At 53.1% G+C, this 13,822-nt stretch carries 10 protein-coding genes; 7 read left to right on the forward strand and 3 right to left on the reverse strand.

Annotated features, from left to right (window positions below; all coding sequences use genetic code 11):
• Positions 1-364: 364 nt before the first annotated feature.
• The 5 genes from JAO32_RS15695 (at position 365) to JAO32_RS15715 (ending at position 4,401) form a co-directional block, all read left to right on the forward strand.
• Positions 365-673, forward strand: a complete 309-nt coding sequence (locus tag JAO32_RS15695; protein WP_334242083.1) for a caspase family protein — start codon at positions 365-367, stop codon at positions 671-673.
• Positions 674-1,079: 406 nt separating this feature from the next.
• Positions 1,080-1,580, forward strand: coding sequence for a DEAD/DEAH box helicase (locus tag JAO32_RS15700; protein ID WP_334242085.1), 501 nt, complete (start codon positions 1,080-1,082; stop codon positions 1,578-1,580).
• An 83-nt stretch (positions 1,581-1,663) separates the two neighbouring features.
• On the forward strand, positions 1,664-2,530 hold the full coding sequence (locus JAO32_RS15705; RefSeq protein WP_334242086.1) for a hypothetical protein: 867 nt from the start codon (positions 1,664-1,666) through the stop codon (positions 2,528-2,530).
• 160 nt (positions 2,531-2,690) lie between these two features.
• Entirely contained in the window at positions 2,691-3,482 is a 792-nt protein-coding gene (locus tag JAO32_RS15710) for a hypothetical protein (protein WP_334242088.1), read from the forward strand.
• Positions 3,483-3,627: 145 nt separating this feature from the next.
• The gene (locus JAO32_RS15715; RefSeq protein ID WP_334242090.1) at positions 3,628-4,401 is read left to right on the forward strand and encodes a twin-arginine translocation signal domain-containing protein; all 774 of its coding nucleotides are present in this window, start codon (positions 3,628-3,630) and stop codon (positions 4,399-4,401) included.
• 1,215 nt (positions 4,402-5,616) lie between these two features.
• Here JAO32_RS15715 and JAO32_RS20085 read toward each other — a convergent pair.
• Positions 5,617-5,805 (reverse strand): type II toxin-antitoxin system HicB family antitoxin, encoded by a 189-nt coding sequence (locus JAO32_RS20085; RefSeq protein ID WP_443082607.1) that lies wholly within the window; start codon positions 5,803-5,805, stop codon positions 5,617-5,619.
• Between the two features lie 403 nt (positions 5,806-6,208).
• Between JAO32_RS20085 and JAO32_RS15720 the strand changes: the two genes are divergently transcribed.
• Positions 6,209-7,027: a TIGR03435 family protein gene (locus tag JAO32_RS15720; RefSeq protein ID WP_334242092.1), complete on the forward strand. Its 819-nt coding sequence runs from the start codon at positions 6,209-6,211 to the stop codon at positions 7,025-7,027.
• Positions 7,028-7,409: 382 nt separating this feature from the next.
• On the opposite strand, the gene JAO32_RS15725 is transcribed toward JAO32_RS15720, so the two are convergent.
• The gene (locus JAO32_RS15725) at positions 7,410-8,684 is read right to left on the reverse strand and encodes an alkaline phosphatase family protein (RefSeq protein ID WP_334242094.1); all 1,275 of its coding nucleotides are present in this window, start codon (positions 8,682-8,684) and stop codon (positions 7,410-7,412) included.
• A 122-nt stretch (positions 8,685-8,806) separates the two neighbouring features.
• On the reverse strand, positions 8,807-12,217 hold the full coding sequence (locus JAO32_RS15730) for a TonB-dependent receptor (protein WP_334242096.1): 3,411 nt from the start codon (positions 12,215-12,217) through the stop codon (positions 8,807-8,809).
• A 216-nt stretch (positions 12,218-12,433) separates the two neighbouring features.
• Between JAO32_RS15730 and JAO32_RS15735 the strand changes: the two genes are divergently transcribed.
• Positions 12,434-13,816: a hypothetical protein gene (locus tag JAO32_RS15735; protein WP_334242098.1), complete on the forward strand. Its 1,383-nt coding sequence runs from the start codon at positions 12,434-12,436 to the stop codon at positions 13,814-13,816.
• Positions 13,817-13,822: the final 6 nt, after the last annotated feature.

Below are 13,822 nucleotides of genomic sequence, written 5' to 3' on the forward strand. Positions count from 1 at the left end.
ATTGCGGCAATCCTTCTGTAAAGATACTGACGACGCCTTTGAGAATGAGTTTCACATGTTGAGCCAACTCTGAGTTGGCGGACCCGGTTAATCGCCCAACCGTCCGAATCGGAATGACCACTCCTCATAGACGCCGTTCACGTCAGAAGAAGATCGCTTCCGAGAAGCCGACATATCAGGACTAATCCAGCTCAATCAGTACATTGACTATTTGTCACCAATCCAGCCAAATCACTTCCGAGACGAGCAGCACATACTCAAATTTACTGCTGGCGGGACGGCCACATGAATTGCCGCAATGCTTGTTGAGCTGCGGTCTCCAGCTAGAATTTTCGTTGCACACCTATACATGGAGACCGCAGTTATGGCTTTCAAAGGGTTGTTCATTGGCATTGATAGATATACTTCCCCTGACGTTAATTGGCTAAACTGCGCTGTGCGCGACGCAACAGCCCTCCATGCTCTCTTCGAGGACAACTTTGCCGCGCAAACGACACTGTTAGGGGATGAGAAAGCCACCCGCATCAATATCCTCTCTCAACTTGAGGAGCTAGCCTCCTGCGACCGCGACGATCTCGTGGTGATTTGCTCCTCCGGACACGGGACCGAAACGCACGAACCGGTGCCATACGATCTCGATCCATCCGACTTCGAGGCTCTGCGATATCCCTGATCGAGCTTGGGGATATCTGTGCTCGCATACCCGCGAACCGCCTACTTGTCGTTTTAGATTGCTGTTTTGCCGGTGGCATGGGGGCCAAGGCTCTTGAAGTAGAAGGTCGGGCAAGAGATGTTCTATCCGTCGCGGCGAAGCTTGACAGAATAAGCGGACACGGTCGCGTCATCCTCACTGCAGCCAACCCGACAGAGCGAGCTTGGAAGAACCAACGAATCGGGCACGGCTTCCTCACCTACTATCTTCTAGAGGCATTGCTTGGTCCAGAAGAGCTTCGAAGGGGAGATCAGATTTCCGTACTCAAAATGCTGCAACACGTTGTACAGAGCGTTACAAATGCGGCGCGATCCATCCAAAGGGTTCAGAATCCTGCCGTCCGCGGTACATTCAACGATGACTACACGTGGCGTGTTCTAAAGAAAGGGCCACTGTACGACGCCTTTTCCCAGAGTTTACAAGCGCGGCGGCAACCGCTGACTTATCAAGTCTCAAGAACTTCGGTTTCCCCGACGATCTCATCGCTAGTTGGGCGGCTGAGATACCTTCACTGAATCAATTGCAGATCGATGCAATTAACGATTCCGGAGTTTTGCGGGGCGAACATTTGATCGCGTCCGCTCCGACTTCTTCTGGCAAGACCATGCTAGGCGAACTCGCGGCGATCAAGGGTGTGGTCGAACGCAAACGCGCCATCTTTCTGTTACCCATGAAGGCGCTCGTCAGCGACAAGGTTCGTCAGTTCAAGCGGGTCTATGGCTCATATGGGATCCGTACCGTCGAGGCTAGCACCACCTCGGGGCCCTCACAGGTCTGGGCAAGGAATCTCTGGATCCAGGAGTTGATCACCGTATATGAATGGCGTGGACCTATCTATTCCCGCTCGTTTAAGTTCTCCGATGGCTGATTAGTATTCCGTCCCTCTGCGATAAAGTGAATCGCGTCCGCAGCGTTGGAGATAACAACCGCGACAGATACGATTGAGGGCACATGTCCGATCAACCCGCTCCCGAGTTCATGCTTTCACTCATTCGCCTGTCCTACCGACAGAGCATGGGAGACTTTGGCTATCAGGTCTTCATTAGCAGGTTGTGGCGTGAACTCGACAAGGTCGGGACTTCTGGGCTCGGTAAAGTTCCCGAGCAGGACCGGTATCTTTACGCAGGACAGCCCTACAACTTCTCTGCAAGTTCGTATGAGGTCAAAGCCTCGGCCATTGAAGCTTACTCAAGAATCCTGCGGAGCGGTTTCGTGGTCGAGCAGCCAAGTGACAACTTCGGAACCGCTCCTCCATCCGGCCAGTGGTTCCGTTGGACGGAACGCGGCAAGATGTGGATCGAAGAAGCACACGCGGTTCCTGAAGACCCTTCTGCGTATATGCACTACCTGCGAGATCTAGTCGGCAACCTTGATCCAGTCGTTGAGCAGTACGTAAGCGAAGCGCTTGTGTCGTTCGACCGTGGGGCTGACTTCGCAGCCGCCGTCATGGTGGGTGCGGCTTGCGAAAAACTCCTCTATCTCCTTGGAGAAGCGATGGTCTCAGCCATTGCATCAACCGCAGAAAGGGCAAGGCTTGAGAAACTCTTCGAATCTCGAAGAATTGCGTCCCTGAGCGAGTTTCTAAGAGAGAAGATCGATGCAACAAAGGAAGTGCCTTACTCCGTGAAAGAAGGCATCGGAGCCTATTGGAGCGCGATGGTGGAGGCGATCCGACAACAGAGGAATGACGCCGTGCATCCCATGAATGCGAAGGCTTCCCGAGACTCCGTTCGTCTCTCCCTCTTAGCTCTGCCCGCAGTGATCAAAAGTGCAGCAAAGCTGCATAGCTGGCTGCTTGAGAACAGGGCTCGCATTTGACGTCAGCAATGGAATCCAAAACCCTTCACGTCCTCGTCGGCGTGTTCAGTGCGAGAGTCGATATCGAGCCGGTTCTGGCGTGTCTGCGGTGTGTACCTCGAGCCAATACGCTTGATGAGGGTATCGATATGGACACGTTGATCTCTGTTGAGGGAGTGCTGTGAGTCTCCTCAAACTCAACCTCTATTTCTTGCTTGGAGAGCTGGAGTGGAATGCATTCCGAGAGCTGAACGATGTTGCAGATTATGTCTATAAGTCACCTCGACTCTTGGAGCACGAGAAGGATCTTGAGCGATGGAAGTTGGCGACCTACTTTCCAGAGGGCGGCCCAACCGCCGACTTGCGCGAGCATCTTGAATCGGTGAAGCTGAACCAGACCTTCCCCCGTCTGATTGCGACAGCCAACTTGTTCTTGAGTCTTTCGGTCTTTGAAAACCACGTCTTCAGCCTACTCAGAGTCTTGCAAGAACAGAATCCGACGGTTCCGCGAGAGGGGCTGGGGCAAGGCGTTGCTGCCCATCTCAAGGCGATGAAGGCATATGGGGCGGAACCGTATCACCAGCCACAATACGAACAGGTCCTCGTCGCCCTGTCGATTAGGAACTGCCTCATGCACGCGAAGGGGTCGCTAGCTGTCTTTCGACAGGCGGAAGCTCTGAGAACTCAAGTGAACCATCGTAGGTTTCTGGGTCCGGACTTGAGAAAGAGACGTTTCGAATTGGGCCGATCCCCTGCGGAGGATGAAGTCATGATCGAAGGGACCGGCTTGGACGAGCGTCTCGTGATAACGAATAGCTATGCGCATATAGCGTGTTCAGACTTGAGAGATTATTTCTGCGCCCTTTGTGGAACGCTGAATCCAAACACTGCGCTCAGACCGATGCCGAGCTATATGCATCCCCGAGCACTCTCTACGGGCCGACGTCCGCAAGGACGCGATACACGCAAGTGATTGTGGACGTCAGCGGGCAGATCTTTGCCTGCTGTTGTCCTAGGACATGGGACCGGCTCTTCCCGTGAGCACTATGCAGACCTCTCCAAATGTTGCTACCCAATCACAGATGAGAATTTTCAATGGGTTCGGCTTTGGATGTGGCATGATTAGGCGCGCCTTTAAGTCCACAGCCAACGAGGTATCTACGGTTATGCAACGACGCGATTTTGTGAAAGCCAGTGCTGTCGCAGCCACGTCGCTGCTCCCCTTTCCGTCTTTCGCCCAAAATGTAGCGAGTTGCTGTTCGAATGTTGCGGCTGGAGGCACTCTGACACAGCTGCTTCCGATTTCAGTCGCCGTCGACTACGTCCAGCAATACGGGAGCAAACACTATCCCGAGTGGCGCTCGGAGCACAAAGCCAAGATAGAGGAAGCTCGGTCCCATTTTGCACAAGTTTGGTCATCGACGGAGTTCAAAACAGCCGTCACGGCTGTACAAGAGTTCATATGGCAGGACGATGCAACTATGTCCGGGGCCGACCTCTACTCGAAGCTGACTGGGACTCCAGAAAAGAAGATGCAGATAGCTGCGGGAAACCGGAGCAGGCGGGAACTCGCCATCTCCTACCCGGACGGAGAGACTCTTATCGAACTCCACTATCTCGACGATCCCTCCGCTCGTATCAGTGACTTCGTTCATACATTGAGCCACGAATACACTCACTACACTGCCGGTGTTGAGTCGTGGGACCGCGGACATTCTGGAGATATAACCCATTACGTTTCGTACGGAATCGGGTGCATAACGCAAAAGCTTGCGTTCCCAAACGAGCCTTGTGCATATGAGGTAGACACCAAAATCACGGGTGCTTCACCACATATGCCCAGCCCAGCAATCACCACCTACACGCTTAGGCAAGCTTTACCAAAGCGCTGAAATGGACGGACTTGTATCGGCAAGCTCCGTCGCCGGCCGCAGCTTAGTTTGGTTCCGGCCAGGTGGGAACAATCGGCTCCAAAAGTGATTTAGCTGCTACCAGTTGAGGCGGAGTGAGGGTGCTTGAGCACCTTCCGCGCCCTCGAATTTCGGTCTCTTCGCGAAAAGAGTAGACCTCTGCCCAAATCGACCTGCATGCCAATGCACGGCAGAGGTCAAGCTTTTTAGGGCGGTTTGGAGCGAGGCTGCTGGCGAGAGTGCTGAAATTCGGATTCCGCGTTTTTCCCAGTGTTTTTGAGTGCTCAAGGGTGCTGTCGTTAGCCATCAACGCCCATGAAATCTTAGATACAACCAGTTAGCGTAACTGTCACGGCGGCAGTCACCTCTTAGCCAGATTAGTAACGAGAAAACGCCACTCTCGTCAGTTGCAACCTCAACGAGTGCTAAATCGCCAATGCACTCATCCAGCCCAGATTAGTCCGCATAAGTCGGCTTCTCGTCCGCAATACTCCATATCCGATCAGAACCATTTGAATAGTTAGACCACAAACGGCTACTCTGGCACTGGATTGAACGATGGGATTCCATTTTCAAGCTCTATTGCTCGCGATTTTTGCGCCCCCCTCGCATCGATTGCACAGGCAGCCACAAACATCGAGACAACGCCCGAACTTAGCGTGATCCTCGAACCTGGGCCTTTGACCGAGGGGGTTCCTCAAGCCTTCACATTCCATCTGATCAATATCGCCAGAAAGACCTGCACATCCCCGAGCCGAACATCGATTGCGGTAATGCAACGACGAACGGGAGCGTATGGCTCAATGAGGCTTGGCTCCCCCCTCTGGGATCGGCCTAGCAAAAGGGACGGGAGTCTGTGATTTTGTAGGCTCTGGCCTTCCCTCTCCACCGATCAATGAACTTGCCCAGAAATGGCATGTTTTAAAACCAGGTGACTCCCTCTATATCCAGGCGCTCATGCAGCGCTTCATTACGACGCGAACACCACTGGCCTATACACATTCTCAGGAGTCTACCTGCCTCCTTCCTTGAGTAAGGAGCAAGTGGCTCAGTTACGCATTGCGGGGATAACGATCCCAAGTCACCGCGTTACGAGCGGCGCACTTCAGTACAGCAAGCTGTGACGATTCCCTAGTCCTGCTCTTTGTCGACATCCGATGGACGACTGTTTTCCTAAAGGCACTTGAAGCGCATACATTAAGACCGCTTCGCATTCTCCAGCCAAAGTCCAATTGCTTCCTGCATGTTGGCCTTGACCTCGTCGAGAGTGGGGCCGCTTGTCAGGATCGCAGGGAGATCGGGTACCGTTCCTCTCCAACTTCCATCAACCGCCTGTTCGAATACTGCGTTATATCCTGCGATTTTGAGATGGACCTCAGACACCACACGTCTCCGTCCTCTTAGTTAGTAACACCATTGCTCAACGCAAAACAAGCAGGTTGCAGATGCTCTTCGTCTGTGTCAAGCACTAGCTCATATGTCAGCCGCAATGGCCTTCACAGAGCGCCCCTCCCGCACGAACTCAGATGGACAGACGTGGTGCCTCCCATTCCCTAACATTACGCGCTCCATCGTTCCCCCCGCACGGCTACACCGGCCGATACGTCCTGGCACTGCTATAAGCGCAACCGATAGCGACAGCGTCGCCACAATGTTTGGCCCGCGAAGGATTGATCGATCAGGGATATACTCTGTTTCGCGTGGAAGGAGAATCACGCAAGAAAGGTTCGCCCTTTGTATTTGTTCTAGCCGCGTTCACCAGACACAGCAGCGATGATAGGAGGGCATTATGCAAAAACTACTCGTGTGGCTGTTGCTCCTCTGTTGTCATTGTGCAGCGCTGCATAGCGCTGCACAGAAGAACAGCCTTTCTTATAGCGTGGTTTCCATCAAGCCCACGCGCTTTCCGGTGGAATTCACAGGCGTAGATGAAAACGCAAATGGCGTTCACATCATTGCTACCGTCAAGTCGCTTATAGGCTATGCCGCAGGTGTCATGCCAGCGGCGATTTCATGTGACAAAAAAGTCTGCGGCGATCAGCTATACGATCTGCAGGCACAGGTAGATTCTGCAGATATTGCCGCATATCAGGGCCTAAGGAAGGAACAAAAAGGTCTTCTCTTACAGCCAATCATGAAAGAGCGCTTTGGTCTTGAGATCCATAGAAGGTCAGTATCTGTTCCCGTCTATCTTTTAGCCCCCGCTAAGGGCGGAGTGCGACTCGTAGCCCGGCCCGCAGATGCACCACGTCACACAACACGTGAAGGGGATCGCCTTCCGGACGGAATTATCGGGTTCCGTCCAAATGGGTTGCAGGGATATGGGGTTTCCCTCTGTCAACTTGCAAGGACGTTGACCGTCGGTTTCGTTGAATCGATAGGGCAACCTGTCCTCTGCGAAGGAACGGATCGTAGAATCTACGACTTTGTCTTGAGCTGGGATGATCAGGATGCGAAGAATCAAAGCAGCGGTCCATCAGAACACGGCCCAACTTGGTCACAAATCGATGCTTCGCTGAATGACCAATTAGGGCTTCACTTAGTCCCAAGCCGAAAAGAAATGGATGGTTTTGCGGTAGATCACCTTTCCCCTCTTTCGCCCAACTAGATTCAATAAACTCTATGGTTAGGTAGATACAAGGACAGCGGAACTGCCGGATTCGAGTATCAGTCCTAGTTCGGCCGGTCCTTCTCAAACAGCAGCTACCTGAACTGGCGCTGTGACCGATGAGACAACGATCCGCACCTCTGGACTGGGATAGCTGGAGATGTTTTTTGTCTTCCTAGCAATGCGCCCTCGCCTTGCGCGGGACCGATCTGTCCCATAAGCGTCGCCCATGGAGCACTTATCCCGCCGGTATAAGTACTTCATGTCAAACGATAAATAGGAGGAGCAACCCTTCCAGAGGGTAGAAGACTATTCCCACTTATCGGGACTGAGTAGTTGCAGGAGCAAGGAGTCAGGGCATCGTGCTGAAGCATCTCATTCCTCAGTTAAGGATGTCTGTTAACGGCTTTCCTTGAATGTTTGACATGGTTAGTCCGAGCAATCGTGCAATCGTCGGCCCGATATCGAGGTTGGGGATCGAAGGAATCTGTCCCTTGTTAACAATGCCGCGTCCGGAAGCGATGAAGATTGCCTGCATCAGCGGCTCCGTGTTGGGATATCCATGTTGGCCCACCTGCTCCGTTTGAGTAACGAAGGTGTCGTCTTTTCCATGGGCAAAGGCATAGTCATTCTTGGCGTAAAGAAGGAGGTCAGGAGCTTGTGTTGTCTGTGAAGGCGTTGGCCACCCCATTGCGCTGGCCTCCTCAGGTGTTAGCGCGGACAGAATTCCCTCTTGCCCGTTGAACAGTTTTTTCAATTCCAATACGGATTGGTGCGTGGCCGCCTTCTGGTAGACCAGAGCAAAACCGCCGTCCGCCATGGCGAATGTTGGATTTGCGGATCCGCTTCCCAGTCCAGCTTTAGCTAGGAGCGCTCCTGGATGGAGTTGCTTATGAACACTGGATTGACCGTGATCAGAGACAATCACGAAGGTTGTTCGTGCTGTATCCCCATTCGCCGCCACAGCATCCATTACTTCTTTGACACGATCATCCAGAAAAGCAATCGTGTTGTAATCCGCATCTGTTCCAAAACCTGTACGGTGTTCGATTCCATCCAGCGCCAGGAGGTGGAGCATCAACAAATCCGGATGGTGCCTACGCAAGATATCGACGGCAGCAGCCGTATATAAACGATCGCGCCATGCCTGACGCGGCTTACTGAAATTAGCAAGGTCTTCGCGTGTAGCCACGCCCTGAGTGATTAAGTCTTTTTCGATTGGACCATCAGGATCAGGCTTTTCGGCAAACCGCCAGTCGATAGTCGGCGCATGCATGATCGCGACCCAATCCACCTCCGCTGTTGTAAGACCCGCGTTATGCGCGATGTCGTACACCGTCGGAACGGCTACCAACTGATCTTTCGAAGCCTGCGCATCGACTTTTGGAGCGGCGTTCGTGCGTTGATCGACAATGAGACCGTTGACGAGCACGTGATGATGACTCGCATCTTGGCCGGTCACCATTGCTGTGTGGTTTGGCCAGGTAACGGTGGGATTGATGGGAAGCATCGATTGTGCGTAGGCGCCTGACTTCATTAGTGCGTGCAGTGTAGGCGCTGCGATGTTTGGATCATGAAGAGTTTCGGCGGGAAAAGCATCGAGACTGATTAAAACGACCTTGGGATGATCGGCCTTACTCTGTGCTTCGATACTCATGATCTGTGTGCAAAAGACGCACGCTACTATAGCCATCCATCTGTGGAAGGTCATTCGATCCCCTTTCAAGAACAATCAGGGCGTACCGTTCCGCCATGGAACGGTACGCAATGGAATTGATTTCAGAACAACAGCTTTGCGCCGAACTGGAGCTGACGGGGCGTGTTCGCCTGAGAAGTTATGCGCCCGAAGCTCGTGGAGTTAACACTTGTATTGGGCGAGCCAAACTGCACATGATTGAACGCATTGAATGCTTCGGCCCGCAACTGGACAGACATCTCACGATATGGGTGGAACTCTTTAAACAGGGAGAAGTCCGTGGTCACCAACTTGGGAGAAAGCAGCCTCGAGATGTAAGCGGGGCCAGTTCCCAGCGTGAAAGCTGCAGGCTGCGAGAAATCTGATGTGTCGAAATAACGTGAAAGACGTTTGTGAATATCACCACCAAGGCTTGGATTCTGACCGTTGTAGTTTGCGTATTCAATTTGCGTACTGATGCCGGCGACATTGCTCGCAGTGATCTGAAGAGGATTGCCACTTTGCAATGTCGTGATGCCATTCACTTGCCATCCTCCAACCAACGCATCGAGAGCACGTGGCATGGACGAACCAAAGTGACGGCCAATTCCCACCGGCAGCTGGTACGTATAGCCAGCGACAAAACGATGTGGCGAGTGCTGCGCAGCTACGGCATAGTCCGCCGAGGGATTGTAGCTATCCTGGTGTGTTGTGTTCGTGTCGTAGGTCTTCGAGAAGACATACGAAGCATTCACTTCCAAACCGAAGCTCGTACGCTTTTCGATCTTCGCTTGCAGAGAGTCATACTTCGTCTGCCCACCGGGGAGGAAGAGTGGAAGAACGCTGCTGAATTGCGGATAGGGACGTAGCAACTGTGCTCTTCCCACAGTCGGAGCTGCGAGCACGCCCCCCACGCCGCTTCCGTAGAACGGATTCGCTACAAGATCATTCAGATGTGATCCCAAGCTAAGGTTTGACGTCGGGAGCTGATCGAAGTCGATGCCCCCTTCGCGGCTCTGTTGTAACTGAAGCCCGTGATTGCCGACGTAACCAACTTCGAGGTGCGCTTTGCCAGGAAGCTCACGGTCGATATTGAGCAGGTATTGCTCTACGTAAGGCGACACAGTCTTGCGTAGGAAGCCTTCGATCGTGCCACCTGCTCCGGTTGCCAGCCCTTGTGCCGCTCCCGGCACTGGAGAAAATCCGCCCGGGAATGGATTGTCGAGCGTGTTGTATGGGGTGATCCCGTCGAGAGACGTGATCCAGTTGTTTTGGACACGGAACCCGTATGGTCCGATCGTGCCAGCTGCAGCCTGTGGTGAAGGGCCGTACACCAGAGCGAATCCGCCGTGGATAACCGTCTTATCGTTTACGGAATACGCTATACCAAACCGTGGCGCAAAGTTATTCGCGTCATAGTAGAACTGATGGCGATTGACTCCGTTGACACCGACGAAGACAAGGCCTCCATGAAGACCGGTGATGCCTGAGACCGCAGCCAAAGGCGATGGTGCACTCGGATCGAAGTAGTTCATCCGGTTATATCGTTCAGTGCGCGGCGAATCTAGGTCATAGCGCAGGCCAAAGCTCAGCGTCAGCTTCGGTGTAGCACGCCAATCATCCTGCACATAGGCACCGTAGTAGTAGCTCTGCGTTGCCGCGTCCTTGAAATTCTGAATGAGATCCCCGCTGCTACCGGTACCGAGAAGCAGTGAAGCCATCGCATTGCCTGCTGTCACGCTTGCGGTATTCGGGTTTGGACCCTGCGTAAACCCGGAAGTGAATGCGAAGTTTCCAGAGGTGTCACGCGTTTCGCGGTCATTCACACGGATCAAACGGGCATCAAGACCTGCTTTGATCGTGTGGTTTCCCTTAATCCAGGTGAGGCTCTGAGTAAGGCTATACGTCATGAAAGCGTTGTGACGATTGTCTCCGTTTCCCAACTGCACATAGCTGCTTGCACTCACAACGGGGAAGATGGGTAGGCCACCACCGTTCACGAGGCTGGAAGGAAGCCCTAGCTGGTCCACATGAAATCCGAGACCGGCATTCAGGTAGTCATACAGCGCGCGAGAGAATCCGAGGCGCACATCGTAGAGCAAGCTAGGCTTTGGTGCGATCGTATAGCCGACCACGAAGTTTCGCATCCAGTCGCGCTGCTCGATTCGGTTCTCCGCAATAGCCTGATCTTTCGGGAAGAAGGGCTGTGGTGTGTCGTCATAGAACCGATCGGAATAGCGTCCAAACAACGTTTGGTTGTTCGGCAGCGTATAGTCCAACCGAACATCCCAACTATCAATACGATTGTCCTCAGTTGAGGTAGCGAAGAAATTGTTCATCTGGGTGTTTGGATCGCCCGGCAGGTTTGGCGTCGGGTAATAATTCATCAGGTTCTGGCCCACCTTGCTTCGCAGCGCCGTGGGAATGGTGTTGTTGGCAAACGCATCACGGATATATCCGGTACCTGAAGGGTTAGGCCGCGTGCTGAATGGGTTGTAGATGGTGACTACAGCTCCGGTCGCGGTTCGTGTTTGTGAGAAGTCACCTTGACGCTGCAGCAGGGTCGGAACTGTGGCCGTGGTCGTAATGGCTTGCGACGAGCGCAACAATTCAGCAGAGATCAGGAAGAAGAATTTATCGCGGAGGATTGGTCCATTCAAGACGCCGCCGAACTGGTTGCGCTGAAATGCTGGCAACGGTTTTCCATTGAGATTAGAGAAGTAATCGTTGGCATCAAGAGTTGAATTTCGAGCAAATTCAAAAAGCGTGCCGTGATATCGATTTGTGCCGCTCTTGAATGCCGTGTTGAGAATGCCACCTAAACTGCGACCGAATTCTGCTGGATAGTTCTGACCCAAGACACGAAACTGATTGATCGAATCAACCGAAGGAAACACGCCAACGCCGGAGTTGCCATTGACGGTGGGGAAACCGCCCGGGATACCATCCACGAGTACATCTGTATAACCTTGGCGGCTACCATTAATGGAATAGCTGACTGAGTTGTAATTGTTTCCCACCGAGCCTGCGAAGCCGGGTGTGAGAGCGATCAAGGAATAAGGGTTGCGTGAGTTCAGTGGAAGGTTGCGGATCTCCGACCCAGTCACAACATCCGACACGGTGACATCAGCCGTATCGATTGCATTGGCGTCAGCGGCCACTTCGACGGTACTACTGGACGCACCGACCAGCATTGCGACGTCGATCTTGGCCTTCTGGGCGACATCAAGCGTGATGCCCTTCTGCACATAGTGTGAGAAGCCTGGCGCATCGATCTCGAGGCGATAGGATGCAGCTGGAAGATTGAGGATGTTGTATTCGCCTGAATCATTCGTCTTGATGGACTGGCTGACGTTGGTTCCGACGTTTGTCAGAGTCACAACGGCATTGGGAATCACTGCCCCCGTCTGGTCACGAACGATGCCACTTACAGTGGCGTTCACAGACTGAGCGGACAACGGGATCGCAAGTGCCGGAATCAGTGTCAGGGCGGAGAGATGAAGTTTAGGGCGCATAATACCTCGCGTTGCTGGGCCTGAATCAAAACACCTCTGCGAGCAGAGGCAAGATACGCTCCGTAAAAAGAGCGATGCATAGGAGCGAATGAACTGTATCTGGTAGCGCGCGTCGCACGCTCCGGTGTTTCACTGTTAAACTTCTGGTTCCTCGAAAAACAAGGCATTCGGGGCATCGTTGTAACAGTTACAACGCGAATCAATGGTGAGGTGCAGGTGTCCATCGCATTAGACAGACCGGAGATTCAACCAAATCCCGAGTCACATGTGGCCATCAACGAAACTGCGAAGCGTGTTGCTGCTTCTCAGACATTCAGCCGCTCCGATCAGCTTCGACGATTGCTGTTACATCTCTGCAAACAATCACTTGCTGGTCGGGAAGATCAGCTTCATGAACAGCAGATTGGAGTAGATGTATTCGGGCGCCCACGTGATTACGATCCGGGAATCGACGGTATCGTGCGAACACATGCGACGCGGCTCCGTCAGCGCCTTGAGCTGTATTTTAGCCAGGAGGGCGCCGACGATCCGATTCAGATCGAGATCCCGCGTGGGGGTTATGTTCCACACTTTTACGGTCACCTTCCAGGATCGAATGAATCATCAGACGTTTCTCCAGGTCCCGTAGCGCCAACTGAAATTACTCCTCAAGAACTGGGGATGTCAGAACCAGTCTCTCAAGTAGAGCAAGAACCAAAGCAACGCTTGAAATTGTTGCCGCCATTTCTTGGAGGTGTTCTGTTAGCTCTGCTTGCAGCAGGCCTCTTTTTGCACCTTCGCCAGGATTCGATTCTGAGGAAAGAACTTTCATCAGATGAACGCACAGATGTGGAGCATCATTTCTGGTCAATTCTGCTTCCCACGAAGCAGAGGACAAGAGTCATTACGGGCGATAGTGGCTTGGTAATGTATGAGACCTTCGCTGGAAGGGAGATTTCTCTTTCGGACTACCTGCAGGGCAGTTATCGGGGCACTCCGACGTCACTGACGAGAAGTCCTAAGTTGACGAGCGAAGAGCTTGCGGTGGACCTTGCAAATAGGCGTTACACCAGCGAGGTGGACTTGCGGCTGTCCTCCATGATCTCGCGTCTTCCGGAATGGAATCCCTCGCGCGATGAGCTTCTATTCGCACGGGATTTGCGGCCTTCCGACGCCAACGAATCCAATCTCATCTTGATCGGGTCGCGACAAGCAAACCCTTGGGTTTCTCTAATCGATCCCGGGATGAATTTCCTTCTGCGTCAGGACGAAACCGGTGCTTTCTACTACGTCAATAAGAACCCTCAACGTGGTGAGAACCCACGCTATGAAGTCCAGAGCAAATCCAGTGGACTGGAGGCACCCATGACCTATGGAGATGTAGCCTTCGCCCCCAATCCCAGCGGTAAGGGCATGATTCTTTCGCTGGGTGGGTTGTGGATGTCGGGCACAGAAGCTGCAGGACGCTTTGTCTTTACAGAGAAAGGGTTCTCCGAATTCTTGCGTTCCATTCAGCGCCCGGATGGTTCCATCCCCCCATTTGAGATTCTCATCGAGTCACATTCTCTGGACGGAAGCTCAACTCAATCGACGGTCGTAGCTCGAAGGGTAAAGAAGTGAGTCACT

Source organism: Terriglobus sp. ADX1, from assembly GCF_036877645.1.
Lineage (GTDB): Bacteria > Acidobacteriota > Terriglobia > Terriglobales > Acidobacteriaceae > Terriglobus.

Excerpts from the sequence above, each read along its gene's own strand:
- JAO32_RS15695 (WP_334242083.1), top strand. The coding sequence starts at position 365 with ATGGCTTTCAAAGGGTTGTTCATTGGCATTGATAGATATACTTCCCCT.
- JAO32_RS15705 (WP_334242086.1), top strand. The coding sequence starts at position 1,664 with ATGTCCGATCAACCCGCTCCCGAGTTCATGCTTTCACTCATTCGCCTG.
- JAO32_RS15715 (WP_334242090.1), top strand. The coding sequence starts at position 3,628 with ATGATTAGGCGCGCCTTTAAGTCCACAGCCAACGAGGTATCTACGGTT.
- JAO32_RS15720 (WP_334242092.1), top strand. The coding sequence starts at position 6,209 with ATGCAAAAACTACTCGTGTGGCTGTTGCTCCTCTGTTGTCATTGTGCA.
- JAO32_RS15725 (WP_334242094.1), bottom strand. The coding sequence starts at position 8,684 with ATGAGTATCGAAGCACAGAGTAAGGCCGATCATCCCAAGGTCGTTTTA.
- JAO32_RS15730 (WP_334242096.1), bottom strand. The coding sequence starts at position 12,217 with ATGCGCCCTAAACTTCATCTCTCCGCCCTGACACTGATTCCGGCACTT.